The sequence below is a fragment of the Planococcus sp. YIM B11945 genome, assembly GCF_050864155.1.
Taxonomy (GTDB): domain Bacteria; phylum Bacillota; class Bacilli; order Bacillales_A; family Planococcaceae; genus Planococcus.
In genome coordinates this window covers 595,140-621,903 of sequence record NZ_JBOZWR010000003.1, presented here as the reverse complement: position 1 = coordinate 621,903, position 26,764 = coordinate 595,140, and the positions used below count along the sequence as shown (strand labels likewise).

The following is a 26,764-nucleotide window of genomic DNA, read 5'->3' as shown; positions in this document are numbered from 1 at the left end:
ATCGTCAACCTAAGATAGTAAGTTCAATTCATATAGGTGCAACTTCCTTTCTTTCTATTCAGAAAATGACCATAGACCCTGAAATAATAATGTGATTTCCATCTCGTCTATGCTAAAATAATCAGTTAGAGAGCCTTTTTTATACATATAGCGGCATAGAGATGGAAGGGGAAACGAAATGATGTTTTCAAGAGATATAGGGATTGACCTCGGGACGGCAAATGTCCTGATTCACGTAAAAGGCAAAGGGATTATTTTAAACGAGCCTTCAGTCGTGGCAATGGACCGGAACACAAACCGTGTGTTGGCTGTTGGAGAAGAAGCGAGAAAAATGATTGGGCGTACACCGGACAATATTGTCGCCATCCGACCGTTGAAAGATGGCGTCATTGCCGACTTTGACGTAACGGAAGTCATGTTAAAACATTTTATCGATCAATTGAAAGTAAAAGGCTTCATGAACAAGCCGCGCATTTTGATTTGCTGCCCGACAAACATTACGAGCGTTGAGCAAAAAGCAATCCGGGAAGCAGCAGAAAAATCCGGGGGCAAGCGCGTCTACCTTGAAGAAGAACCGAAAGTGGCGGCAATTGGAGCGGGCATGGATATTTTCCAGCCAAGCGGCAACATGGTCGTGGATATCGGCGGTGGAACGACAGATGTAGCGGTTTTATCCATGGGCGACATTGTCACTAGCGAATCGATCAAAGTGGCAGGAGATGTCTTTAACAACGATATCCTTCAATACATAAAACGACAATACAAGCTGTTGATCGGCGAACGTACAGCTGAAAATATAAAAATTGAAATCGGTACCGTATACAAAAACAACCGCAAAGAAGAAATGGAAATCCGTGGCCGTGATTTGGTAACGGGGCTTCCAAGAGTCATCACCGTTCATTCGGCAGAAATCGAACAAGCGTTGAAAGAATCCGTCAGCTTGATTGTAGAAGCAGCGAAAAGCGTTTTGGAGAACACACCGCCTGAATTGTCGGCAGACATTATCGACCGGGGCGTCTTTTTAACAGGCGGCGGCGCGATGCTGAACGGCTTGGATCAATTGCTGGCGGAAGAATTAAAAGTCCCTGTCTTTATTTCCGAAAGCCCAATGGATTGTGTGGCGCTTGGTACTGGCATCATTTTAGACAGCATGGACAAAAATTCCCGCAGAAAATAAGCGGATGGACCGAAAGTACAAAAGCCGAACAACGAATTATGGACCGGACTTTTACTATTTAAGTTGTATTAAGTTTGAAGGTATTGATATTCTTTAAAACAGCCGCTTAAACCCGTGTACTCTTGATTTTTAAGTTCAACTCACATAGATAAAATTTAGCATAGGACAGAAGCGCTTTTTCTAGTATAATGGCAAGAAACGAAACTAGAGTTTGCTTGGCTTTTCACATAAGAATTCTTGACAATGAAATGCGAAAGCCACCAGTGGCGTGCATCAATAGAAAGGTTGACTAAACGAATGGCTGAAACGAACAAAAAGACTTCTCTTCGGAAACAAGCTAAAGAAGAACGGCCAAAAGAAACAAAACCGAAAAAAACGGGTTGGGTCCGCATCCGCTTGATTCCAATATGGCTGCGCATCATCATCGTCCTCTTGCTGCTGGCTGTAGCCGCAATACTTGGCGTCATGGTCGGTTATGGGATTATTGGCGACGGAGAGCCTCAAGATGCCTTAAAATGGGAAACGTGGCAACACATTTTAGATATCATGAGCGGAAAAAAATAACTTCCGCTCTTCTTTTATTTTAAAAAGGAGTTGGGTTATATGTTGACGGTAGAACAAATTCAAGCGATCTTGCCGCATCGGTATCCATTTTTGATGGTGGATCGCATTTTGGAAATTGAAGCTGGGAAAAAAGCGGTGGGGTTAAAGAACGTCACGGCGAATGAAGAATTTTTTAACGGGCACTTCCCGGGCTATCCGGTGATGCCAGGAGTGCTTATCGTGGAAGCGTTGGCGCAAGTGGGCGCTGCAGCGGTATTGCAGTTGGAAGCCAATAAAGGGCGCTTGGCGTTCTTTACAGGCATCGATAATTGCCGCTTTAAACGCCAAGTTGTCCCCGGCGACCAGCTTCGTTTGGAAGTAGAACTGACGAAACTGCGCGGTTCGATGGGCAAAGGCCATGCGATTGCAACAGTAGACGGTGAACTGGTTTGCGAATGCGACATTTTGTTTGCACTCGGGCCAGTTGCCGAAAAATAAAAAAAGCCGTTTGGAAGTGATTTCACTTCCAAACGGTTTTTTTTTATTTTTTTTACGAAGTAGCCTCGTCTTTTCGCAAGCCGGGGCGTGTCCGCATATCTTCTTCAAACCGGTTCAGCAATTCTTCTCCTTCGAGCCCATCTTCAAGCAGCTCCGATAACAGCATTTCGGCGTATTTCCGGCGGGCGCGCGTCAACGTGCCATGCATCAAGACAGAAAGGTGCTCGCCCAGTTCTTTGACGGAATGGATGGTTACGTGGAAAGGTGCCGGTTCATTGCCTGGATAAGAAATGACCACTTTCACGTCAAAACCATCGCCTTTTTCATGCAATTGTTGAAACGTTTCCAGGTGTTCCAAATCCATAAGCATTTCCAATAGCCAAGACCGTTCATTGTTTTCTTTATTAATAATGATTCCGTCATGGAGCGGAAAATCCACGACATTTTCATTTTCGACAACTCCAAGCGACATCATTTTAAACGTTTTCACGTATATCCCTCCAAAACATGCTTTTTTCAAGTATAGCATAGCCGATATTTTCAGGGCGACAATTCAGAGAGTGTAGACTTGTTGGGCAAAAGTTGCCAAAATCCATTTTTAATTGCACCTGTCTTTTGGCTGAAGAACCCAAGGCAGTTCAGGAAAAAACGCGAAATTCTTTTTGGGCAGTGTTGAAAAACGAATTATAGGACGCCATTACTGGGCATAAATTGTTTTTCCGGTTTTGCGAAAAATTCAATCTTCTTAGTATGCTTAAGGCATTCGAAAGGAGGTGAATTGATGAACCAAGTCGGAATTGTAGGGCGCTTGACGAAGGATCCCGTCACGCGCGTACTTAATGAAGGCCGTGTACATACTTCCTTTATCGTCGCGGTCTCGCGGAATTACAAAAACCAGAAAGGGGAGGTGGAAACCGATTTTGTGCTTTGTTCGACCTGGGGCCGGCCAGCTCACAATGTATCAAAATACTGCCATAAGGGCTCGCTTGTGGCGGTGACAGGACGTTTGCAGTCCCGGCATTACGACAAAGAAGACGGCACCCGTGTTTACGTCACGGAAGTGCAAGGCGACCAAATCCGGTTTTTGGATAAACGCAAGCAGGTAGAAGAAACCGCCCACCAGCAGCCGGAGCCGCAGTCTGTAGAAGACTTTGACTTCCAGCCGCCAGGGACGGAAGAAATAAGAATATAACATTGGATTAGGAGGCACTTAGAATGCCAAAAGATGTGCAATTGCAATTGGAAGTGCATATGGAGCAATTGATCAAATTGACCGCATTGCTTCATCGGCGCTTGTCAGAGGCGGAGCGGGAACTAAGTGAATTAAAGGCATTTTTCCGTTCCGCTGAAAAGGGCGAGTAAGGTTCATTTCTAGTCTAAAAAGGGGAATTCGGCCAGGTGGGGACCTGGCCGAATTATTATAACGTATACGTAAAGAGATCTTTCAGTTCGTTATCCGACAACTCGGTCATCCATTGGCTGGATTGTATAAATTGATCGGACATTGTTTGTTTTTGGGTTAACAAGGCATCGATTTTTTCTTCAATCGTCCCGATTGTCACAAATTTATGGACATGGACAAATTGCGTTTGCCCGATGCGGTAAGCACGGTCAGTCGCTTGGTTTTCAACAGCTGGGTTCCACCATCTGTCTGCATGCAAAACGTGAGTCGCAGCTGTTAAGTTAAGGCCCGTGCCTCCTGCTTTTAGCGACAAGATGAAAATTGGAAATTCGCCAGCTTGGAATTTGGCTACGAGGGTATCACGCTGCTGTTTCGGCATGCTTCCGGTCAAAAATGGAACTTCATGGCCGTACAATTCATTGATCGCCTGCTGCAGCAAATGCCCCATGCCGATGTACTGCGTAAAAATCAAACATTGTTCTCCACGCTCTGCAATTTCCCCAGCCAGAGTCACAATGCGCTCCAGTTTTTGAGAACGGGGCATGATTTCTTCGGCGGAAGAATACGGCTCTTTCAAGTAAAGCGCCGGGTGGTTACATAACTGCTTTAATTTGCTAAGCATCTTCAAAACATGGCCTTTTTTCTCGAATCCTGTGAGCGTCTCCATTTTTTGCACCGTATCTTGCACCAAGCCTTCGTACAAAGCGGCTTGTTCCGGCGTCAGCGGGCAATACTCCAACTGCTCTAGTTTTTCAGGCAAATTGAGCTGCAAGTCCGGATCTTTTTTCGTGCGGCGAAGCAAGAAAGGCTGGATGCGTTGGCGCAATTTTTCTTTATGCGCTTCGGAATCATCGCGCTCAATCGGGATCATGAAGTTTTCTTGGAATTGCTTGATCCGGTACAAATAGCCTTTGTTAATAAAATCAAAAATTGACCATAATTCGGACAAGCGATTTTCAATCGGCGTCCCTGTCAATGCGATATGGTGGTCGCCTTTGAATTTGCGGATGATGCGCGATTGTTTCGTATACATGTTTTTGATGTTTTGTGCTTCGTCGAGCGTGATGCTGGCCCAGTGGAGCCCTTGAATTTCTTCAGCGTCGGACGCGGCAATGCCGTAAGTTGACAGCACGACATCCGGGTTTTCCACATGGATAGATTTCGTGAAGTCATCGCCTTTCGGCCGCGTTCCGCCGTAATGGGTCGCGACTTTCAAATCTGGCGCAAAACGGGCCAATTCTTTTTGCCAGTTGCCCAGAACAGACGTCGGGCAAATGATCAACGACGGCTTGTCCGGATTTTTTCCATGGATATGCAGCAAATAAGCAATCAGCTGAACCGTTTTTCCAAGCCCCATGTCATCTGCTAAGCAAAGGCCAAAGCCTTCTTGGCGCATAAAGACCAAATAATCGAATCCGGTTTTTTGGTAAGGGCGAAGTTCAGTCTGCAGATTTTCAGGAATCGGCGTTTCAGGCAAGTCGCGTTTGTCGAGAAGTTTATCCAACAAAGTTTTAAGTGATTTGTTCAAATGGAATTCAACAAGCGGATCTTCCTCATCGACTGCGTCATCCAACATGATTTCCGGTACGTTCTGGAACAGCATGTCTTTGATCGTCCAATCGGCGTCTTCCGCTTCTTCGATCAGTTTCCGGAGATGCAAGAGCAAATTCGAATCAATGCGAACCCATTCATTGCCGACACGGATAAATTCCTTGTTTTCCGAAACCAGCTGTTGGAAATCCTGCATGCTTAATTCGTGGCCATTCAATGAAAACTGCCAGTCAAAGCGAATAATTTGATCCAAGCCGACTACAGACGCTTTCCTGATCGGTGAATGGACATTGGCTTTCACCCGAACTTTTGCTTCCTGCACGGCTTGCAGCCAAGAAGGGATGGAAACTTCAATGCCAAATGCCTGCAAAATTTCCGCGTCATTCCGCAAGAATTCCAGCACTTCGGCATCCGTCCATTCGCTGTGGTACAAGCGGTCATCATCAAAACCGTCAACGGAAGGGCACAAGCTTAAAAGAAGTGCTTGTTTCGTCCGAATTTCATTGGTATGAGCCCGCCATTTTTCCGGCAGCACTTTGCTGATCGGTTCATCTGCCCGGCGCTTTGACGGCGACCAATACACGGCGCCGCGCTTTGAACGAAGCACCACTTTAAACGACCACAACGGCGTAGTATCGGGTTCGCTCAGCTGGACGGCAATCACATAGTCGTCGTCGGTTGGCAGCCCGTCCCAGCCCGCGTTTTGGATGAAATGCTGCAGGTACGGCAATTGTGCAGGAGATAAACCTTTTTGGCGAAGCTGATGTTGAATCGTATCGCTCAAAAAGCTTCGCGTGTCTTCATCGCCGTATCCGTTATCAATCAGCACTTCTTCTCCAGATACGCTGACATGGTCCCATAAAGCAGGATCGTTCAGCGAATCGGCGACTTTGCCGGCAAGGGACAGCCAAGCTTCGTCTTCAGCCCGCTGCCCAGTAAATGCTACATAATGGTGAGGTTCACGCTGAAACAAGCGCACAAAATCTGCTGGCGTCAACACAAGATCCAATCCGTCGGTGACCGATTTCAAGCCGAAAAAGCTTTCCTTGTCCAGAAAATACAAATAAGGGCTCCAAATCTCGGGGGGAATGCGGTTGCCGACTTCATTGACCGCTTGAATGCGAAATCCTTCAGTCCGGGTGATTTTCAGGTAATAGGCGCGGCTTCCTTCTGTTTGGAATTGATTCATAAGAGATTTCCTTTCTCGATTTCTTCCTGGAGCGCACGAAGGCGTTTGTTTTGCGTTTGGATTTCCGTCATATACGCAGTCCAAAAGTCCATCTGGCCGCTTTTCTTGCACGCGGCTTTCATCTTTTTCCAGATCCGTACGGCTTGCTTATAGCTTGTGCGGTTGCGTTCTTCAAGATGCGCAAACGCATAGCGATGGTAAAGCGGAAGGGCGAATTCCGGAGCGGCGTGTTGCACTTCCTTCAACCCGCATTCTTCTGCAAAATAAAGCGGCGAATTATGCATGTGATGAAGTTCCGCCCATTGTTTATACAGTTGTTTTTCAATTAAATAAGTGGAATAAGCGGGCAATCCGTAATGGCCAAATTGCTTGAACAAGTCTTCCCAATCCGCTTCGCTCAGCTCGATCAATGAAAACAGCCGGCTCAGCGTGCGGACGTATTGCTGGCGATACTGGGTATACAAGCCTTCAAACAAGAACGTACGCACATATGGTTTGACTGCCATTAAGATGGCGGATAAAGCTTGGCTATGATCTTCGCTTTCGGCAAGAACTGCCAGCTGCACCCAATCGTTTGTTTCATCCGGAGCAATTTTACTGACCGCAACCTTGTCTTTTAGCAAAATGGCGAAAAAAGCCTGGATGCGTTCATCCGGTTTTGAAAAAGCGGCCACTTCGTCGATCCGCAGTTTGTGATTTGTGAACAGATTTGTCCAAAACAATTGATAGACCGCAAAACGCTGTGAAAAAGAGCCGCCGTTCGCTTCGGCAAATGAACGGACCAGTTTTCTCAAAAAATCAAAAAAAGCATCCGATTCAAAGGTTCGGTGCTGCAGGCGCAATTGGGCCAACAGCTCTTGCAGTTCATGAAGTTCGTCATCAAACCAAGTTTTAAAGAACGAATGGTGGACTTCTTTTGTTCCGCTGATATACGTATCCCATACTTCCGAGAGCGACAGAAAGTGGGCAAATGTCCGGTATAAGACTTTCCATTCCCGCTCAAGCGGAACGTAAGAAAGCGCATTTTTCAAGCGGCCTTCGTACATTTGCTCAAAATAAAAGTAATTGCGTGTCGTGTAGTCGGGAATCGGATCGCGCCAAACGCTGCGAATTAACGCCGTCCATTGCTGAGGCGACCGTTTGTCCGAAACGAGCGACAGCTGCTCGTTTTGCCGGCTGCGCCAAGAGGCCACCCATTCTGAGAGTGAACCAATTTTTTGGTACAGCGCGAAAATGACCGCGAGCCTGTGCCGGCACATGTCGTCTTGCGGGCAGGCGCAAATTGCCGTGAGGTTATCAAAATTGAGGATAACCTTAACAGCGTGTGCGTCTTTAACAACCGCTTCTAACAGCAGCCGTTCTTCATTAAACGAAAGAATCTGTACGCCGTCATGGCGCACTAAAAAGACTGCTTTTCGAACCATTTCTTCATCCATCTCTCGCGTTGGATGAAGCGATTTGTCGATAGCAGCCATATAATTGTGAATCGTATCATCGAATCGTTGTGCCAGGGATTGAACCGTAGCCATATGCATCGCCCCAAAATAAAACTTTCCTTCTATTATACGGCTTTCGCATGGCTCCGTAAACGTTAAAGGAAAGTTAATCGCCGTCTTTCTGTTGAGATGCAGTTAATAATCATTCGATATCTTTTGTGATTTTTTTGAAGGCCGGGGTTAATTGAGCGGGCGGCATGGCGGAAAGGCAGACAAAGAGGTAGCGGAATGGTTCCGAATCTAAAAGCTCTTTATTAGAAAAATAGAGGGCAATTTCTTTTTGTGAAACGTTGATGTTGGCTCGAAAAGATTTCAAGGACTCGTGAAACTCCAGGACAATTACCTTCCTCTTCATTTCTATGTACGAAAAAATGAAGAATGGCCGGCATAAAATGCTAAATTGACATTTTATTTATTTCTGTCCCCAAAATATGTAAAATAAATGGTGGAAAGTGGATTTGGGTTGTCGACTATGGAATTAGGGATGGGAGAATGGCATTGAGCGATTCATATGTATTGAAAATAGCAGATTTGCATACTGTGTTGAATCCAAAAGAAATTGTGCATTGGGAAGTTTTTTTAAAGGGAGTTTCTTCCCGCTACGAAAAAATTGACTGGAACGTCACTGCATCGGCAGACGGATTAACACTCGAAAATGTTCATCTGTTTTATGGGCAGCTGCATGCAGTAGAAATTGATTTTCGAAAAGGGCAGATCGTTTTTTATAAAGGTGGGGCGGCCAGCAAAGAATTTACGGAATTTCTGACAAACGCCCTGGCGAATATGTTCGTCCACATCAATTCAGATCAACTGCATTTTTTGGTAGCATCAAAATACTCGTTGCAAAAATAGCGAAACGAAGGCATTCTTTAGGGAGAAAAACAAAGAGCCAACACCAAAAAATTAGAAAAGCGCAAACAAGTTTTCCTTGCGCTTTTTTATGTTATAAACAAGATAAATGTGGTATAGTAGACGTAGTAAGAATATTCTAAAAACTGGGAAAGGGGGAAAAGTCATGCTGCAGATAAAAGTGCTTAAGCCGTTTTATACAAAAAGAGAAGGGCATTTGGTGAAGTTTGTATTCGCCTACCAGTATTTCTCAATTTTAAAAGACGATGAGCTGTTTCATTTTATCCCAGTTGAAGGAAAAGAAATCATCGTCAACTTGAATACCTTCCAAGTAGAAAACCTTTCAGAAGTGTTTGTCTTCCAAAAAGGCAATAGATTTATCCGCTTGCCGCTTTATCAACTGCTGCTCGTCTCCGATATCCACATGCATCTACAAACCATTTTGCAGGAAGAGAAGTCGGGAGTGACCGAAGTGAACGATTCAATCAAAACAGAAGCTATGGACGCAATCGAATTTTTGGAACATGAAAACTTTGAACGAATGATAGACTACGCCTTGTCGATTCGAGATGAAGCCATGTTTCATGACTTGCTCGAACAACAACAAAATATTGGAGGTTTGTAAAGTGAAACTAGCCTATGGATAAAAACGTCTGCCGCCGAGAAAGATAAAGCAGGCGTTTTTGCGTGGGATAAAATACAGCAAAAAGCCCTTTTCCTCACTAGATGGAAAAGGGCTTTTAAAAGTTGTAGTTACTCATAAGTCACCTCTACATTAATGTGAAAAAGTTCAAGATCATCATAAATACTGCTGAACCGACCAATCCCAATGCAAGATCTTCTCCGCTTAATTCCAATACTTTATCAAAATTCATTGCCATCCGCTCCTTTAATAGGGATTTAATAGTAAGAAGATCTTACAAAAGTTATAAGATGGGTGTTTTTATAACTTGTTCTTAGTATAAGGTATATCAAAATTTTATCATGATTCAAAATAACTAAAAATTCTAAAAAAATCAAAAATATGTTTAACTAGCAAGTACGAAAGGAATATAGGCGCAATCAGTACATTGCATTGAAATAATCGCCCTATCTTGCTACATTGATAGTAAGTTCTTTGCATAGTGAAGAAAGCAGCATCAAAAAGAGGAGTGGTTGGTTTTGCGGACATTGCCAAAACGGTTACAAATAGGGGATACGGTCGGCGTCATTGCGCCTTCAAGCCCGCCGAACATGGATGACTTAAAGAAAGCGTTGCTTTTTTTGGAAGGCATGGGATTGAACGTCAAGCTTGGCAAGTCGGTCGGCGCAGAAAACGGCTATTTGGCTGGCGAGGACGATGCGCGCCTAGCGGATTTTCATGACATGTTCGAAGACAAGTCCATCACAGGCATTTTCTGTGCACGCGGGGGATACGGCTCCAGCCGGTTTACCGATCGCATTGACTTTGATTTGGTCAAAGAAAACCCGAAAGTGTTTTGGGGCTACTCGGACATCACGTTTTTGCATACGGCAATTGGGGAATACGCAGGTTTGGTGACGTTTCACGGGCCGATGCTTGCAACGGATGTCGCGTTAGAGCAATTCCACGAACGGAGCGCTCGCATGTTCGGGCAATTGTTTGCGCCGTTTGAACTGCATTACAGCGAAGAAATTGCGCCGCTTACGACAATTCGCGGCGGCGTGGCCGAAGGTGAATTGGTCGGCGGCAATTTGTCGATGATCCGCGCTGGAATCGGCACGAAATTCGAGCTCGACACGAAAGACAAAATTTTGCTCATTGAAGATATCGGGGAAGAGCCTTATAAAGTAGATGAACGGCTCAATCAATTGAGAATGGCACGGAAATTAGAAGGCGTAGCCGGCATTGTGATCGGGGATTTCCAAAATGCGGAGCCGACCAATCCAGATGCTACGTTAACGATGGAACAAGTATTCAATGATTATTTCAGCAAATTGAATGTGCCAGTCGTCCATGGCTTTAAAATTGGCCATTGCGAACCGCATTTCTCGGTGCCGCTCGGCGCAAAAGCGCGCCTTGATGGAGACGCCAAAACCTTGACAGTGTTGCCAGGAGTCGAGTGATAAGAAAGGCCCAAATGTCTTTTCAGGGAAGATAACCTAAAGGCGCCGCTTCCTGCGGCAACGGTTATCTGATCCACCTCCTGTGTCCATCCGGCTGGCACTGGAAGCTAGACACCGGGCCGGCTTATAATGCCGAGGGTCTAATCTACAGAGTCTGAACAAGGAAGAACAAAGCCGTTTTAATTTGTCCCTGCGTTATAGGTGAAATCAGCCTAAAATTGTGATATAATAAACTGATATTGTCACAAAGAGAGGCGTGGATAACGATGGCATTTCAACCGCATGAAAAAGAAGTATCCGAATTTGTTGCAGCCCGTAGAATTGGTGAATGGATTTCTTTCACTCGCAATGGAGTAGAAGTAAACGGCACCATCTTTAAAATTATGGACAACTCGGTAATCGTTGAGATTTCACCGGAAGATGCAAAAGAGATAGGCGCGGCTTCAAACATGACCGTGATTTCCCATAAGAAATACACACCAATCGAAGCTTAATCGAAACTCCCGCTATGCTGCGGGAGTTTTTTTATGCAGAAAAGCGGGATTCTCCACAGAAAATGAAGGCAGTGAATAGCTATTTCTATGCCATTCGACTCAAAATGTGAAAATACTAAAAAATCACGTTGTCCGTTCGTTTCAATGCTTCCTGTTTTTTGGTAAAGTAAAGTATGCAGAACAAACGATGCACTGAAAGGACTACAGCAAATGATATTTGACTTTAAATTTTGGCATTATTTTGCCCGACAGGGAGAACTCATACATAATCTGCAAAACGCGAAAATGCATAAATTCAATTCTCGGCTTTCTTGGATATTGTTACTGGGTGTCCTGGTATTTGTGCTGCGCGAAATTTGGGGGATGGACACCGCAACGTTGACACCGCTTTTAGCTGCAGGTCAATGGGATGAATATACGCTTGCCCGGTGGATTTCGCTTGCGGGCACATTGATTTGGGCCGGGATATATTTGGCTTTTCATTCGTACGGCGTCGCTTTTTTGTTTGCAAAACTCACCAAAATGACGTGGCAATCCGCTATCGTCATGCAAAGCTTTGTGGTGGCAATTCTCGTCATTGAAAAAGCGCTTATGCTGGTTTTATTTTTAATGGTCGGCTATACAACGGTATTGTCGATGTTTTCATTCGGACCGCTTGCCGCTACGTTTATTGACATTCCGTTTCTGACGTATTTTTTCAACCAATTGACTGTTTTCACGGCGTTGATAATTGCCATTCAATATCGTTTTGTCCGGAGCTTCACCGAATATTCGCCAAAACGGATTTTGTTCATCTTAATTTTGCTGCATGTCTTCGTCGCTTTGATCATTGCTTCGCTTAGCTATGTTCCAGTCACTGATATGCTGGAAGGCTTTACGAGAGAGGGGGCGAGTTTAGGTGAATAAATTCTTTTTCATCGGATTGTCTATTGCCATCACTGCCTTTTTAGCTGCCAACGCGCTGCTGTTGTTCGGGGAAAAAAGCCTCGTAGCCAAAGAAGTATACGTCAGCGAATACGAACGCACTTATGCGAATGCATACACGGAGAAAATGGCCAAAGAAGCGGTGGCAGCACCGCTTGCCACTACAGAAATTTTCGTGCAAGACACTGAAGCGATCGACCGCTGGCTTGTAAAAGAAGGCGACTCCGTCGAAGCGGGGACCGAACTGGCTTCGTTAAATGAAGCAGAATCCGAAGAACAGCGGACCATTTGGGAAGCCGAACGCGACGCGCTTCAAGCAGAAGCGGACGAAGTGCTGCTGTCGCTGAGCAATTTGGTGTTGGAGCGCCCGACTTCGGATGTGCCGTTTACGGAAAGCAATACATCCACCGACTCAATTACGACGCCTGACGGAGATACCGTCGATTTGGATATTAACCTGGACTTCGGCGTGGAAGTGCCGCAAGACGCTCCATATGCCGCAGCCATTGCTGCAGGCGAACAGCGCTTAGCGGCGATTTCCTCGGAATTGGCGGTCGTCGAAGCCCAGTTGAACCAAAGCCCGGGGAACCCCGCGCTGATCAGCCCGGAAGCCGGCATCGTCTCGTCGATCAACCGGGATTCCGAACCGATGAGCATCGAAATCTATTCGAACGACAAAGTCTTCGTCACGTATGTGATTGAAGATGAATGGCAAGACGTCACCGCGCAGGACCGTGTGTTTGTCCATGCGGAAGGCGTAGGGCAGGCCGTGCCCGGGACAGTATTGAGCGTTTCGCAAATTCCGGCCGAAGACTCGAAATGGCTGGAAGCGTACAACGCGCTTGATCCCGTCAAGCAGAACAACCCGATAGCCATTTACGAAGTTCAAATTGCAACCGACGCGCCGCTTGAAGCCAACCTTCCATTCGGCAGCACGGCGAACGCCTCGATTGTGACGAATGAAGCCGCGGATGCCGTGGCACTGCCCGAACCGTGGATCTTTGACCGAACTGAAACAGCAGGCTTCGTCCATACACTGCAAGGCAACGGCCGGGCTGCAACGGCTCCTGTCACCATCAACTTCCAAGTGGACGGCAAAGCGGTGCTAGCTGAAGGCGTCACACCGGGAACCATTGCGGTGCACGAAGATACGCTCCAAAACTTTAAATCTGCACCGAAAGTATTTATGCCGTTCATCAGCGAACAGCCAAATATCGATCTCGCCAAAAACACCAACTGGCGGAAATATGTGGAATATTTGTTGACTAGATAAGAATGTGAAAGCCCCTTGGAAGTTACTCTTTCCAAGGGGCTTTCTTGTGGGTTGAGTTACGACAAAAACGCAGCGAGTTACGACATACTCAGCTCGAATTACGACATCCGGCACGAATTACGACCTATCAGTTGTGAATTACGACATACTCGGCATGAATTACGACAAACAACTAGCGAGTTACAACAAACCAAGTGAGCGGACCCGGTGCCGAGTTTCGACAAACGGGCGACGAATTACGACGTACCCGACTTGAATTACGACAAACGCCACGTGAATTACGACGTACCCATCCCGAATTACGACAAACACCTCTCGAATTTCGCCCTCACAACCCTTGGTTCGTTTCTACACCCCTAACCCAAACCCCAAATGGATGCTTTTCGTCATGGCGAAAAGCGAAAAACCGAAGCAGCCTTCGACTGGAAATAATTGCTTCATGAAGTTTCCGCGTTTCTACCTGCATTACCCCTCTCTCTACCCGCATTATCTCACTCCATACCCGGCAAATCAGCTCCACTACCCGCATTCTCGCCCCAAAACCTGCATCGGTTTACTTTTCTTCTCTAACAGAGTAAAATGTACCATTATTTCAATTGGCGAAAAGAGGAAAAACAGCTTGAAACTTTGGAGAGTTTATGTGATTTTGACGCTTGTGATGCTGGTCTGGGGATTTAATTTGCCCATGGTCAAATACTTGGTCAGCTATGTTGAACCGGTGACGCTCACGGCATTCCGTATTTTTGCGGCGGGCGTTTCGGTTTTTATTTTGCTTGCCGTGTTCCGGCTGCTGCGCTGGCCGACAAAGCGCGAATGGAAGTTTATCGTGCTCGGTTCATTGTTAAATGTTGTGGTGCACCATTATTTTGTGTCGCAAGGGCTGGCGCTGACGAGCGGTTCGAATGCAGGATTGGTGTTGGGGACAGGGCCGATGCTGACGGCGGTCCTCGTGTCGCTAATTTTGCGCAATTACCCGTCTAAACTGCAATGGATTGGTGTCATCATCGGTCTCGTCGGCGTCTCGTCAACAGTTTTAGTAGGAAGCGGCGGAGCGAGCGGGATGAATCTGGGCGATGTGTTTGTCTTTTTGGCCATTTTGTCGCAAGTGTTCAGCTTTTTGGTCATTTCAAAAATTGCGGGAACACTGGATCCGCGGTTGATGACCGGTTATATGTTTATTGTCGGATCGGTATTTTTATTTGTTCTTTCTCTCATTCAGGAACCAGGTGAAATTCAGGCATTTGCCGATGTGCCCAATCTGTTTTGGGCCGCTTTTGCGTTCTCGGCGATGTTCGGCACCGCGGTCGGCCATATGCTGTACAATTATTCGATCGGCCAGGCCGGACCGACAAAAGCCGCCATTTTCATGAACCTCAATACCTTGTTTTCGCTCGTCAGGGCAAACGTGATTCTCGGCGAAGAAATCACGGCGCGCCATCTTTTCGGGCTCGTGTTGATCGTCATCGGCGTGCTGTTTGGCTCCGGTGCAGCGGAAGATCTTATGCGCAACCGGAGAAAGCGGCTAGGCCATTAAGCTATTTTTTTATTAAAACCACTTGTATTTGTTTTTTTTGGTACTAATATAAGAAATAAGAACGCTACATTAGGAAATGGGGATTAGCATGCCTTTAACTTTGAATCCACGCGCCGAGGCGCTTGCCGTATCGGGGATCCGCCAATTTTTCAATCAGTTGGTCGACTATCCCGATGCGATAAATTTAACAATTGGCCAGCCGGATTTTCCGACGCCGGAAAAAGTGAAGCAGGCGGGAATAGAAGCCATCGCCGCCGATTTAACGAGTTATTCCCACAACGCGGGGCTGCTTGAACTGCGCGAGGAAATCGCCGCTTTTTTCAGCGGCCGCTACGGGCTTACATACGAGCCGAAAACGGAAATCATCGCAACCAATGGCGCGAGCGAAGCGTTGGATTCTGTTTTCCGGACAATTTTAGATGCGGGCGATGAAGTGATCATTCCAGCACCCTGCTATACCGGCTACGTGCCGATTGTCTCGTTGAACGGCGGAAAAGCGGTGCTGCTCGATACATCGGATACGGGACTTGTGCCGACAGCAGAGCGGCTAAAAGCCTTGATTACGAATAAAACCAAAGCAATTCTTTTCAATTTCCCTTCCAATCCGACAGGGGTGACCATTTCGAAAGAGCAAATGGCTCCGCTTGTCGACGTATTAAAACAGCATGAAATTTTCCTCATTTCCGATGAAATATACAGCGAAAATTCCTTTGAAAGCAATCACGAATCATTTGCGTGCTTTGATGAAATAAAAGACCGGACATTTCTTGTGCAAGGCTTGTCCAAATCGCATTCGATGACCGGATGGCGGATGGGTTTTTTATTGGGGCCAGCCCAATATATGGCGCACGTATTGAAAGTCCATATGTACAATTCGGTCTGTGCTTCATTGCCCAGCCAGCATGCGGCGATCGAAGCGCTCCGGAACAACCGCGACGCGCCGGAAGAAATGAACCGGGCGTATAAAGAGCGGCGCGATTTTGTCTATGGGAAATTAATCGATATGGGGCTCGACGTCGTGAAGCCGAGCGGCGCATTTTACATTTTTCCATCGATTGAAAAATACAATATGACTTCATTCGAGTTTGCGACGCGTTTATTAAAAGAAGGGGGAGTGGCGGCTGTGCCAGGTTCGGCGTTTACCGAATTTGGCGAAGGCTTCCTGCGCATTTCCTATGCTTATTCAATGGAAACATTGGAACGGGCGATGGCGCGCATGAGCGAATGGATCAAGACACTAGAGTAGAGAAAAAGGAGGGCTTACAAGTGGCGACATTATGGGGGACACCAGACAAACTGCAAGAATTGCTATGTGAACTTGTTAGCTGGAAAAGCATGACCTTATCAGACGGAGAAGTCGATTTTGCTGAACGCTTAAAAGAGAAACTGAATTTATTGCCATACTTCCAAGAAAATCCGGACTATTTAGCGCTCGGCGAAGTCAACTGGGGCCGCCAGTATGTGACCGCACTCTACAAGCATCCCGAAGCGGTCGAAACAGTGGTGCTCATCAGCCATTTTGATACGGTCCAAACCGAAGAATACGGCGACTTGGAGCCGCTCGCATGTTCACCGGTCGAACTGACGGAAGCGTTCAAAGCAGTAAAAGATGAGCTGGACCCGGACGCGCAAGCGGATCTGGAATCCGGCGAGTATTTATTCGGCCGCGGCACGATGGACATGAAAGCGGGGCTTGCGCTCCACATGGCGCTCATCGAAAAAGCGGCAGCGGAAAAATGGGAAATCAATTTGCTTCTCATGACCGTGCCTGACGAAGAAGTAAACTCAGCTGGCATGCGCTACGGCGTATCCAAATTGCTCGATTTGGAGCGGGAGCACGGCCTTGAATATATTTTATTCCTAAACGGCGAACCAGTATTTGCCCAGGAGCCGGGAGATAAATCGCATTACCTTTACACCGGCACCATTGGCAAAATCATGCCGTCTGCCTTGATCTACGGCAAAGAAGCGCACGTCGGCGAACCGTTGAAAGGCATTACGTCGAGCTATATTTCGAGCTATTTGACGCGCCGCATGGAATGGAACGAAGATTTCCAGGAAACCGTCTACGGCGAAACGACGCCGCTGCCCGTCACGTTGACGCAGCGGGACATGAAACTGCATTATTCCACGCAGACCCCTTACCGGACGTCTGCGATGTATAACGTCTTTTTGTTCAAGCGCAATGCCGAAGAAGTGTTTGACATTTTCGAAAAAGCCGCAATGGATGCGGCAGCCGAATGCTCGCGCGATTACCGGGCGATGTGCGAACGCCAAAACGTCGAACCGATCGGCGACATCCGCGTGCTGCGTTTTGAGGAGCTCATGAACTACGCCATCGAAAAATTCGGCATCGACTACGTCAACGAATCGCTGTACGAAACGATGATGCATCCGGAATGGGACGTCCGCGACAAATCGCTGCATATCGCCAACGACTTGCTCGTCAACTGCCAGGAACTCACGCCGGCCGTCGTCACGATGTTCGCGCCGCCGTATTACCCGGCCGTCAACTCGTCTGAAGACGAGCTTGTCCAAGCCTGCGTCAAAAACGTAACCGAAAACGCTATGAATAAATTCGGCCTTGAAATTGAACAAGTCCACTTTTTCAACGGTATTTCCGATCTCAGCTACGTCAACTACAACGATGAAAACGAAAGCTTCACGGTGTACGAAAACAACACGCCAATCTACGGCGACACCTACAGCATCCCGTTCGAAGCGATGAAACAGCTCAACGCGCCCGTCCTAAACGTCGGCCCATTCGGCAAAGATCCGCACAAACGCACCGAGCGCCTGCACATCAAAAACACATTCGAAGAAATGCCTGTATTGCTAGAAGACATGATTCTTTCCATAGGAGTGAAAAGCCGCATTTGATGCGGCTTTTTTTATTTGGGGGTGAGGGGGAAGACTGTCTGTTAAATTGATGAAACTGCCTGTTAAATTGCTAAGAGTGCCTATTAAATTAGCCGAACTGCATGTTGAATCGGCAATACTGCATGTTAAATCATTGAAACTTCAAGAAGCAAATTTTTCCAATACACGCTCCCTATGGTTTAACGCTTTTCGCCAAGGCGAAAAGCATCCATTCAAGGGGTTTGATCAAAGAGTGAAGCTTTTTATGGGAGTTCATGTTAAATTGCGAAGACTTCATGTAAAAAACGTAAAACTGCCTGTTAACTTGTGAGAACTTCATGTTAAATCGTCAACAATACATGTTAAATCCGTAAAACTTCATGAAGCAACTTTTTCCAATACACTCTTTCCATGGTTTAACGCTTTTCGCCTTGGCGAAAAGTATCCATTCAAGGGTTTTGCAATGGAGCAGGAAGTGAAGAGGAAATCTAAAAAACAATTGGATGCATTTCGCTTTCGCGAAATGCGAAAAAGCAGAGAAGGCGTAACTCATTGCCTGTTTGTCGTAATTTGTGCTAGGTATGTCGTAACTCGTTTTCCATACGTCGTAATTCACCTCAATTATGTCGTAACTCAGTATCCAATTGTCGCAATTCGGCGTTTTTTCCATTTATAAGATTTGATTCAATCTCATCCACTCAAAGTGAGAAAACTGCATCAAATCTCATTTTTGCCCCTTATAGAGCATCCAAAAATAGAATTTGTAAATTTATGGAATTTATTAAAGGGAGCTGATAGAATGGGGAAAAGGGGTGGGAAAGTGATTATCAAACATCGAAATAAGCCGGCAAAAATCGCGGGCTATGAAGCGCTGTTAAAAAGGCTGCCAGCTCATCATGAAAAAAGAAGAGCAATTCAAGACCACTTAAACAATGCGCGGGCAGGGCTGGGAGGAGAAGAACGCGTAGACCGGCTAATGAAAGCTTTTGATCCGCCGTATCCGTACTTATTGCTGCAAGATGTCGAATTGCCAAACGAATGCCAAATCGATTTGTTGCTCATCACGCCCGGGACACTCGTTTTGATGGAAGTGAAAAACATTGCCGGGAGGCTGCGTTTTAGCGAAAATCCGAGCGCACTGCACCAGCTCGCGCCGACGGGAGAACTCAAAGGATTGAAAAGTCCCGTCGTCCAGATGGAAACCGCCGAAATGAAAATCACCAAGCTGCTTGAGCACCTCGACTTTCCACTGCGCATCCAAAGCGTTATCATCATTGCTTATCCCTCTCAAATTGTTGAAAACGTCCCGCCGGGCACCAAAATATGGAGCGCCGATGAGGTGTTGATTCGGCTAAATCAATTGGAAATGCCGAAAAAAAGAATCACCACGGAACAAATGAAAACGGTAGGCGAGTATTTTCTTTCGGTTCAACAACCATACAATCCGTTTCCGCTCGCGCCGAAATTCAGCATTCTGCTGGATGAAATCGAAAACGGGGTCTATTGCCCGCGCTGCCGGCTGAGAAAAATGGACCGCTTTGTGCGGAAATGGGAATGTAAAAGCTGCTACTTGCTGAGCAGCGACGCCCATTTTGACGCCATTGAAGAATGGTTCATGATCTGCAAACCTACCATCACCACAAAAGAATGCCAAAAATTCATCGGTATCGCTGATCTCGACACCGCAAAACGCATACTCAAACGAATGGGGCTTGCCGAAATCGGAGGCAGACGAAACCGCCAATACACACTAAAGTATTTAAATAAAACCGAATGAGAGGAAGGCTTTTCGCCATGGCGAAAAGCCTATTTTTGTTTTGTGGGAGATGAAATATGAGGAGTGCATGTAGAAATGCGAAAACTGCCTGTTAAAAGGGGAGAAGTGCATGTTAAATATTCAAACCTACATGTTAAATCGTTAAAACTACATGTTAAATCGTCGAAACTTCATGAAGCAAATATATCCAGGTGCAATTCTCAAGTAGTAAAAGGCTTTTCGCTTTAGCGAAAAGCTTCCTTTTGGCATTTGGGTTTTGATCTGGGGGTGATGCAAATTTAAGAAGTGCATGTAGAAATGCGGAAACTGCCTGTTAAAAGGGGAGAAGCGCATGTTAAATATTCAAAACTACATGTTAAATCGTTAAAACTGCATGTTAAATCGTCGAAACTTCATGAAGCAAATATTTCCAGCCAGCCACCCAAGCCGCCCAACCCGCCAACCCACCAACTCAACCTAACCAAGCTATCCCCAATCCCCCTTCACTCAACCCCGCATCCACGATACAATAAAACAATACACACACCGAAAAGGGAAGTGGCCAACTCATGAAAATCAGAAAAGCCTCCATTCACTCTGTCGAATTTCCATTAAAAGAACCGTTCATTATCTCGTACGCCACCTATCCCACCATGCCAGCCGTCATCATCAAACTCGAAACCGATACCGGACACATCGGCTACGGAGAAGCGGTGCCGGATGCCCATGTGACAGGCGAACACGAAACGGCAACTTTTGAAGTGCTGCGAAACGTTTTAATTCCAGCAATCCTCAACGAAAGTCCGTTCGATATCGAACACATCCATCACAAAATGAACGCAGTCATCGTCGGCAATCCCGCTGCCAAAGCGGCCATCGACATTGCGTGCTTTGATTTGATGGGCAAAGCGGCGAACCAGCCCGTGTACAATTTGATCGGCGGACGCGCGCATGACAAAATCGAATACGCGAAAGTATTAAGCATCGAAACGCCGGAAACGATGGCTGAAAAAGCAGTGGAAGCTGTCGCACAAGGTTTCAGCAGCCTCAAGCTGAAAGTGGGAACGACGGATTCCACGCAGGATATCGCGCGCATTTATGCAGTGCGCCACGCAGTGGGCCCGGATATGCCGATCCGGGTCGACGTCAACCAAGGCTGGAAAACGGTGGGGCATGCGATTCAAACAATCAACCGCCTGACTGATGCAAACTTGGCTTGGATCGAACAGCCGATCCGCATGGGCAATATTCAAGGACTTGCAGAAGTCCGAAGAAAAACCGCAACGCCGATCATGGCGGATGAAAGCGTCCACTCGATGGAAGATGTCCTCGACATCATCCGGTTCGAAGCCGCTGATTTTATTAACATCAAACTCATGAAAGCGGGCGGAATCTATCCCGCGGTTGGGATGGCGAAAGCGGCAGAAGCGGCAGGCATCATCGCGCAGATCGGTTCGATGGTGGAGTCGTCCGTCGGCTCAGCAGCTGGCTACCACGCCGTCATGTCGCGGCGCAACATCGAATCCGCGGAACTTACCGGACCGCTTCTGTTCAAAGAAGAAATCGGCGACTTGCACTTCGCACCGCCGTTTGTCCATTTGACCGACAAACTAGGGCTTGGTGTCAGAGTGGACGAGCAGCAGCTGAAAAAACTCACCAAAAAATTTGCAGCGATTGACGGGAGCGAAACAAATCATGGACGTTAAACAACAGATTCAGGAATATTTTAATCATTTCCACGCCCATCCTGAAACCAGCTGGAACGAAGTCGAAACGACCAAAAAACTGGCGAGCATCATGGAAGAGCTGAATATCAAGCATCAAACCTTCTCTGATGTAACGGGATTGATTGCAGAAATCGGCGAAGGGCCGGAAGTTGTAGCCGTACGTGCCGACATCGATGCACTTTGGCAGGAAGTGGGCGGTGAGCTGCGTGCGAACCACTCATGCGGGCACGACGCCAACATGGCGATGGTGCTCGGTGCGCTTCTTTACTTGAAAAACGAAACTTTGACGAAGCGTATCCGGTTTATTTTCCAGCCGGCAGAAGAAAAAGGCAACGGCGCGTTGTCGATGATTGACCGGGGAGCAGTCGAAGGAGTTACCCATTTATACGGCGTCCATTTGCGTCCGATTGAAGAATTGCCGTTTGGCAAAGTGGCGCCGGCGATTTACCATGGTTCGGCAGCCTTCTTCAACGGGAAAATCATAGGAGTTGATGCACACGGTGCGCGTCCGCAGCAAGGCAAAAACGCCATCGACGTCATTGCAGCCATTCACCAATTCCTAAAATCCATTTACTTTTCACCGTTTGAATCCTATTCCGCAAAACTGACGAATATCCAAGCGGGCGGCGAAAGCTTGAACATCATCCCGGGAAGCGCATCGTTCGCGATTGATGTGCGGTCGCAGAAAAACGAGCTCATGAGCGAACTGAGAACGCGGATCGAAGACGGCATCAACGCTATCGCGTCGCTTTACGGTGTCGAAATCACTTATAACTGGAGCGATTTCACCCCGGCTGCCGAAGTGGCCGAAGAAGCGTTGATGATTGCGGACGCTGCCATCCGTTCGGTTATTGGCGATGCCAATACAGCGCCGGCAGTCGAAACGACCGGTGCAGATGATTTTCATTTTTACACGATCAAAAACCCTGAACTAAAAGCGGCGATGCTTGGCATTGGTGCCGATTTGGCTCCCGGTTTGCACCACCCCGATATGAACTTTAACCACGGCGCGCTGGATATCGGTGCCCGTGTCTTAGCCGAAACTTTAAAAGCAACGTGATGCCGCCCTTTGTCTATTTCTTTTGGAATAGATAAAGGGTTTTTACATATCCTAACAATTCGAACTATGATTTTGCCATAACAATCCCAGCTTTTTCGTGTTACAATTTCCTTATGAAAAAATTAATCGTCGTTCTTATATTGCTTAGTGTTTTATTCGTTTCTTCGGGACAGACATACGAAGAACAAACCCTTATCCCGACTTTGGAAAAATATTTGGCGTTCAAGCCATTCGAAGGCTTGTTGAGCTATTTGCATATTCCGTATTACGGAACCGTTATTTCGATCGAAGAAAGAGGCTATTTTGCGTTCGTTGAATTTTTAATTCGAAAAGGGGCGCATTTCTTAATGTTTGCGGCATTGGCTGTCGCCGTCTTGATTTTATTGCCGAAACCGCGTTTTTGGCTAGCTTTTTCAATTACGGTCGTTCTGGCCGTACTTGATGAATTTCACCAATCGCTGACCGGCGGGCGGACGCCGACTGTGCAGGACGTCATGCTCGATTCATTCGGGGCTTTTGTGGGGTTGAACGCCTGGCTGCTTTTTACAAAATTTTTGTTTTTAAAAAGTAAAAGATGATTCAGCAGACATAACTTGTTATTTTTTCACAACAACTGGAAAATAAGCAGAAGGAATCTTCTTTTTATTGTTAAAGCCTTGTAAAATTAGGGTGGAAAACTAAACAATTCCTTAATATGGTCTATGTTAAACTAAGAGAAATCACATAAATAGAAGCGATTCACTATAAAAATATCAAGAAATTATGTATACTTATTAAAGTTTGCAAAAAGAAAATCTAAAACAATTGAGGCGAGTTTATGAAAAAAGTATGTGTAGTAGGATTAGGCTATATTGGATTGCCGACGGCTGTCATGTTTGCCAATCACGAATACATGGTCCACGGTGTGGATGTTGATGCAAAAACAATTAAATTGCTGTCTTCTGGACAGATTCATATTGAAGAACCGTTTCTTCAAGAATATTTAAATAGCGCTCTTGAAAAAGGGACATTTACAGTTTCCAACAAACCTGAAACTGCAGACATGTTTATCATTGCGGTTCCTTCTCCAATTGCTGAAGACAAAACAGCAAACATGGATTATATCAAAGCAGCGACAAAATCCATTGTTCCTTTCGTAAAAAAAGGCGACTTGGTTGTATTGGAATCGACTGTGCCGCCGCGTACTGTACTGGACGTCATGATGCCAATCCTGGAAGAAACCGATCTGGAATTAGGCACGGAACTGCTGATTTCGCATTCTCCAGAACGTGTTATCCCTGGAAAGGTATTTGAAGAGCTCGTTAAAAACAACCGAATTATCGGCGGATTGACAGAAGAATCTGCTGAAAGAACGGTTTCGTTTTACGAAAGCTTCGTAAAAGGCGAATTTTATTTGACGGATGTAACGACAGCGGAAATGGTGAAAGTGATGGAAAACACTTACCGTGACGTCAACATTGCATTTGCCAACGAAATTGCCAAAATCAGTGAAAGCCTTGGAGTGGATGCGTGGGAAGCGATTTCGCTGGCGAACCAGCATCCACGCGTGAATATCCATACGCCGGGCCCTGGTGTAGGCGGGCATTGCATCGCCGTCGATCCTTGGTTCTTAGTGGAAAAAGAAACGGAATTGTCGCGGATTATTCAAATGTCCCGTTTTACTAACGACAGCATGCCGAGTTTTACGGCTGATAAAATCGAAGAAATGGTCCACGATATTCCGAATGCGAAAATCGCCGTTTTCGGTCTGGCGTTCAAAGGCAATATCGATGATATCCGCGAAAGTCCATCAATGGATGTTTTGGCCGGACTGCGGGCAAAATCGTTAACGTACAGTGCATTTGATCCGCACGTCAAAGAAAACAAAGTGCCTTTCCAAACGCAATCCATGGAAGAAGCGCTAAAAGACGCGGACGTAGTAGTCGTCTTGACAGACCACAACATGTTCAAAAAACTAGATCCAAAACTTGTGGGCCGTGCTATGCGCCACCGCATCGTATTTGATACAAAAAATGCGATTGACCGCGTGGGCTATGAAGCAGCTGGCTTCCAAGTATTCCGTCTTGGCGACGGGAAACGCAACCCTAAAAAAATATTGAAAAACGAGTTTACAAGCAATTAAAACGGTTTTTTGCGTGTGGGGAGATGATGAATAATGAAAGAGCAGATATTAGGTGTGAACGTCAGCGAGCAATCAGAAGAGGAGCTTCTTCGATTAATCAATGATGATATTGTTCATGGAAGAAAATCACGTATTGTGGCCATCAATCCGGAGAAAGTGATGATGGCTTCCCAGGACGAGCAACTGAAGGCGCTTCTGAATGAATCAACGTATCAAATCCCTGACGGCATCGGCATTTCAATCGCTTCTCGGATTTGCAGGGGCATGGTAAGAGGCAGAGTGACGGGCATTGGGATGATGGACGGGCTATTGCGCCTTGCCAATCAACAACGGTATCGGATTTTTATGTATGGTGCTAAACAAGAAACTCTGCACTTGGCAGCGGCTGCTATCCAAAAAAAATACCCAAATCTCGAGATTTCTGGCCTTTTGGACGGCTATGTCCAAGACCGGCAGCAAATCATCCACTCAATCAATGCGGCACAGCCGCATATTTTATTTGTTGCGCTTGGCAGTCCGAAACAGGAATTGTTCATCCGTGAAAATATGGGCAAATTAAAGGTGAATATTTTCCAAGGGGTAGGCGGCAGCTTTGACGTCTACAGCGGACAAGTGAAACGGGCTCCGGAAGTGTTTCAAAAAACAGGGACCGAATGGCTATACCGCCTCTTGTCCCAGCCATCTCGAATCAAACGGCAAATGGCATTGCCTCAGTTTATTTTCAAAGTCATGCGTGAGAAGAAGGTGAAACCGCTATGAAAGTGCTCCACGTTATCAGCGGCGGCGAAACCGGCGGCTCCAAAAAACATTTGATCCAACTATGCCAAGGAGCTCCGTTTGATGCGGAGCTTCTTTTATTGACGGAAGGGCCGTTTGCGGAAGAAGCCAGAAGCCACGGAATCAACGTGACGGTTATTTCCCAGAAAAGCCGTTTTGACCGTTCTACACCCCAAAAAATTCTGGCGTTTATTCAGCAGAATGGCTTTTCGCTCGTCCATTCGCACGGGGCACGCGCCAACTTTTTGATCAATTCCATCCAAAAGAAATTAACGGTTCCTTGGGCGGTAACGGTCCACAGTGATCCTTCGCTGGATTTCCTGCATCAGCCGAAAGTGGTCAACCAGATCTTTACCCATTTGAACAAGCGGGCGCTCCGAAATGCCGGCCACTTGTTTGCGGTATCGGAAGAATTTAAGAACATGCTGATGAAAATAAATATTCCTGCGGATAAAATCACGCCGGTTTTCAACGGCATTGAATTTCATGAAGCAGTGCCAAGCTATAACCGAAGCGAAATTAGGAAATCGTTAAACACGGAGCTTACCGATTTTGTCTACGTGATTGTCGCGCGCCTTCACCCGGTAAAAGGGCACAATTATTTGTTGGATGCGTTTAACGAGCTCTCCGTCCCGAACCGCAAACTGTGGATTGTCGGAGACGGGGCGTTGCGGAATGCATTAGAAGAACATTCCGAAAAACTGGGGCTCGAAAACCGAGTACAGTTTCTAGGGCCGCGCAAAGACATCAATGAATTGCTCTTTGCTGCAGATGTGTCTTTGCTGACTTCATACAGTGAGAGTTTTCCGTTAGTGTTATTGGAATCCGCGGATATGGCAACACCGGTGATTGCAACAGATGTTGGCGGCGTCAGCGCATTGGTGAAGCCAGGGGAAACTGGCTGGATCATCGCGCCCGGCAACAAACCCGCTTTGATCCGGGCAGCAGAAGAAGCTGCTGCGGCTGATACCGACGGGATGGGACGTTCGCTTCGGGAATTTGCAAAAGAAAACTTCTCGAATGTGAAACTGCAGCAACATTTATATAGCTCTTACCTAAAACTTATAAATAAAGACTAGGGAAATTTACCCTTTTTTGTTTGTGACTGTCCGATTGCTTTTTCGGGACAAAACACCTAAATATCAATCTTTTTAAGGCCTCCAAGATGTTTTTTGGAGGTTTTTTTGCGTTCTTGTAATAAAACTGTAATGTTTATATTATATTTTTAATGTTAAAATCGAAAAAGCCTAATAATATGTTTAGTTATTCCAGAAAAGGGGTAAAACGCAGCTCGTGAAAAAAAGAATCATTTTAGGGACTTCGTCTTAGCGTCATGGTCTATTTTACGTAACGTCTGAAACTTTATTGGAATGAGAGCTATTAATGCAATACCGGAACCGATAGAAAAAGTTTCATGCAGTGCGTTTGTATCCGGAGTAATAAATAAA

26 protein-coding genes are annotated in these 26,764 nt (G+C 46.3%); 21 read left to right on the top strand and 5 right to left on the bottom strand.

Going from position 1 to position 26,764, the window contains the following annotated elements; translation table 11 throughout:
* The first annotated feature begins 181 nt into the window (after positions 1-181).
* From ACRRQV_RS07490 to fabZ, 3 genes are all read left to right on the top strand, one after another.
* On the top strand, positions 182-1,177 hold the full coding sequence (locus ACRRQV_RS07490) for a rod shape-determining protein (protein WP_432529498.1): 996 nt from the start codon (positions 182-184) through the stop codon (positions 1,175-1,177).
* 297 nt (positions 1,178-1,474) lie between these two features.
* Complete coding sequence (locus ACRRQV_RS07485) at positions 1,475-1,741, top strand: DNA-directed RNA polymerase subunit beta (RefSeq protein WP_432529272.1); 267 nt, start codon at positions 1,475-1,477, stop codon at positions 1,739-1,741.
* A gap of 39 nt (positions 1,742-1,780) precedes the next feature.
* Positions 1,781-2,218 (top strand): 3-hydroxyacyl-ACP dehydratase FabZ, encoded by a 438-nt coding sequence (gene fabZ / locus ACRRQV_RS07480; protein ID WP_432529270.1) that lies wholly within the window; start codon positions 1,781-1,783, stop codon positions 2,216-2,218.
* 52 nt (positions 2,219-2,270) lie between these two features.
* Here the strand turns inward: fabZ and ACRRQV_RS07475 are convergent, their stop codons facing one another.
* Complete coding sequence (locus tag ACRRQV_RS07475; RefSeq protein ID WP_432529268.1) at positions 2,271-2,708, bottom strand: YwpF family protein; 438 nt, start codon at positions 2,706-2,708, stop codon at positions 2,271-2,273.
* Between the two features lie 291 nt (positions 2,709-2,999).
* Here ACRRQV_RS07475 and ACRRQV_RS07470 point away from each other — a divergent pair, with 291 nt between their 5' ends.
* Entirely contained in the window at positions 3,000-3,410 is a 411-nt protein-coding gene (locus tag ACRRQV_RS07470) for a single-stranded DNA-binding protein (RefSeq protein WP_432529266.1), read from the top strand.
* Positions 3,411-3,433: 23 nt separating this feature from the next.
* Positions 3,434-3,580 carry a hypothetical protein gene (locus tag ACRRQV_RS07465; protein ID WP_432529264.1) on the top strand — a complete coding sequence of 49 codons (147 nt, stop codon included), beginning with the start codon at positions 3,434-3,436 and terminating at the stop codon, positions 3,578-3,580.
* A 56-nt stretch (positions 3,581-3,636) separates the two neighbouring features.
* On the opposite strand, the gene ACRRQV_RS07460 is transcribed toward ACRRQV_RS07465, so the two are convergent.
* The 3 genes from ACRRQV_RS07460 to ACRRQV_RS07450 all read right to left on the bottom strand — a co-directional run bounded on the left by ACRRQV_RS07460 (position 3,637) and on the right by ACRRQV_RS07450 (position 8,172).
* On the bottom strand, positions 3,637-6,360 hold the full coding sequence (locus ACRRQV_RS07460; RefSeq protein ID WP_432529262.1) for a DEAD/DEAH box helicase: 2,724 nt from the start codon (positions 6,358-6,360) through the stop codon (positions 3,637-3,639).
* Entirely contained in the window at positions 6,357-7,889 is a 1,533-nt protein-coding gene (locus tag ACRRQV_RS07455; RefSeq protein WP_432529260.1) for a hypothetical protein, read from the bottom strand. The genes ACRRQV_RS07460 and ACRRQV_RS07455 overlap by 4 nt, the downstream gene beginning before the upstream one ends.
* 109 nt (positions 7,890-7,998) lie before the next feature.
* Entirely contained in the window at positions 7,999-8,172 is a 174-nt protein-coding gene (locus tag ACRRQV_RS07450; protein ID WP_432529258.1) for a hypothetical protein, read from the bottom strand.
* A 182-nt stretch (positions 8,173-8,354) separates the two neighbouring features.
* Here ACRRQV_RS07450 and ACRRQV_RS07445 point away from each other — a divergent pair, with 182 nt between their 5' ends.
* The 6 genes from ACRRQV_RS07445 to ACRRQV_RS07420 all read left to right on the top strand — a co-directional run bounded on the left by ACRRQV_RS07445 (position 8,355) and on the right by ACRRQV_RS07420 (position 13,481).
* Positions 8,355-8,708 carry a hypothetical protein gene (locus ACRRQV_RS07445; RefSeq protein ID WP_432529256.1) on the top strand — a complete coding sequence of 118 codons (354 nt, stop codon included), beginning with the start codon at positions 8,355-8,357 and terminating at the stop codon, positions 8,706-8,708.
* A gap of 163 nt (positions 8,709-8,871) precedes the next feature.
* Positions 8,872-9,330: a transcriptional regulator gene (locus ACRRQV_RS07440; RefSeq protein ID WP_432529254.1), complete on the top strand. Its 459-nt coding sequence runs from the start codon at positions 8,872-8,874 to the stop codon at positions 9,328-9,330.
* Between the two features lie 536 nt (positions 9,331-9,866).
* Positions 9,867-10,790: a S66 peptidase family protein gene (locus ACRRQV_RS07435; protein WP_432529252.1), complete on the top strand. Its 924-nt coding sequence runs from the start codon at positions 9,867-9,869 to the stop codon at positions 10,788-10,790.
* A gap of 266 nt (positions 10,791-11,056) precedes the next feature.
* Complete coding sequence (locus ACRRQV_RS07430; protein ID WP_432529250.1) at positions 11,057-11,284, top strand: DUF2187 family protein; 228 nt, start codon at positions 11,057-11,059, stop codon at positions 11,282-11,284.
* 318 nt (positions 11,285-11,602) lie between these two features.
* Positions 11,603-12,190: a hypothetical protein gene (locus ACRRQV_RS07425; protein WP_432529248.1), complete on the top strand. Its 588-nt coding sequence runs from the start codon at positions 11,603-11,605 to the stop codon at positions 12,188-12,190.
* On the top strand, positions 12,183-13,481 hold the full coding sequence (locus tag ACRRQV_RS07420) for an efflux RND transporter periplasmic adaptor subunit (RefSeq protein WP_432529246.1): 1,299 nt from the start codon (positions 12,183-12,185) through the stop codon (positions 13,479-13,481). Before ACRRQV_RS07425 ends, ACRRQV_RS07420 begins: the two co-directional genes overlap by 8 nt.
* A gap of 180 nt (positions 13,482-13,661) precedes the next feature.
* On the opposite strand, the gene ACRRQV_RS07415 is transcribed toward ACRRQV_RS07420, so the two are convergent.
* The gene (locus tag ACRRQV_RS07415; protein WP_432529244.1) at positions 13,662-13,793 is read right to left on the bottom strand and encodes a hypothetical protein; all 132 of its coding nucleotides are present in this window, start codon (positions 13,791-13,793) and stop codon (positions 13,662-13,664) included.
* 307 nt (positions 13,794-14,100) lie between these two features.
* Between ACRRQV_RS07415 and ACRRQV_RS07410 the strand changes: the two genes are divergently transcribed.
* From ACRRQV_RS07410 to ACRRQV_RS07365, 10 genes are all read left to right on the top strand, one after another.
* The gene (locus ACRRQV_RS07410; RefSeq protein WP_432529242.1) at positions 14,101-15,015 is read left to right on the top strand and encodes a DMT family transporter; all 915 of its coding nucleotides are present in this window, start codon (positions 14,101-14,103) and stop codon (positions 15,013-15,015) included.
* An 88-nt stretch (positions 15,016-15,103) separates the two neighbouring features.
* On the top strand, positions 15,104-16,261 hold the full coding sequence (locus ACRRQV_RS07405) for an aminotransferase class I/II-fold pyridoxal phosphate-dependent enzyme (RefSeq protein ID WP_432529240.1): 1,158 nt from the start codon (positions 15,104-15,106) through the stop codon (positions 16,259-16,261).
* A gap of 20 nt (positions 16,262-16,281) precedes the next feature.
* Positions 16,282-17,895: a M20/M25/M40 family metallo-hydrolase gene (locus ACRRQV_RS07400; protein WP_432529238.1), complete on the top strand. Its 1,614-nt coding sequence runs from the start codon at positions 16,282-16,284 to the stop codon at positions 17,893-17,895.
* A 799-nt stretch (positions 17,896-18,694) separates the two neighbouring features.
* Positions 18,695-19,651: a nuclease-related domain-containing protein gene (locus ACRRQV_RS07395; RefSeq protein WP_432529236.1), complete on the top strand. Its 957-nt coding sequence runs from the start codon at positions 18,695-18,697 to the stop codon at positions 19,649-19,651.
* A 548-nt stretch (positions 19,652-20,199) separates the two neighbouring features.
* Positions 20,200-21,336: a mandelate racemase/muconate lactonizing enzyme family protein gene (locus ACRRQV_RS07390; RefSeq protein WP_432529234.1), complete on the top strand. Its 1,137-nt coding sequence runs from the start codon at positions 20,200-20,202 to the stop codon at positions 21,334-21,336.
* Positions 21,326-22,417 (top strand): amidohydrolase, encoded by a 1,092-nt coding sequence (locus ACRRQV_RS07385; RefSeq protein ID WP_432529232.1) that lies wholly within the window; start codon positions 21,326-21,328, stop codon positions 22,415-22,417. The genes ACRRQV_RS07390 and ACRRQV_RS07385 overlap by 11 nt, the downstream gene beginning before the upstream one ends.
* A 113-nt stretch (positions 22,418-22,530) precedes the next feature.
* Entirely contained in the window at positions 22,531-22,995 is a 465-nt protein-coding gene (locus ACRRQV_RS07380; protein ID WP_432529230.1) for a VanZ family protein, read from the top strand.
* A gap of 239 nt (positions 22,996-23,234) precedes the next feature.
* Complete coding sequence (locus tag ACRRQV_RS07375) at positions 23,235-24,539, top strand: nucleotide sugar dehydrogenase (RefSeq protein WP_432529228.1); 1,305 nt, start codon at positions 23,235-23,237, stop codon at positions 24,537-24,539.
* A 33-nt stretch (positions 24,540-24,572) separates the two neighbouring features.
* Positions 24,573-25,298, top strand: coding sequence for a WecB/TagA/CpsF family glycosyltransferase (locus ACRRQV_RS07370; RefSeq protein WP_432529226.1), 726 nt, complete (start codon positions 24,573-24,575; stop codon positions 25,296-25,298).
* Positions 25,295-26,395: a glycosyltransferase gene (locus ACRRQV_RS07365; RefSeq protein ID WP_432529223.1), complete on the top strand. Its 1,101-nt coding sequence runs from the start codon at positions 25,295-25,297 to the stop codon at positions 26,393-26,395. Before ACRRQV_RS07370 ends, ACRRQV_RS07365 begins: the two co-directional genes overlap by 4 nt.
* The last annotated feature ends 369 nt before the right edge of the window (positions 26,396-26,764 follow it).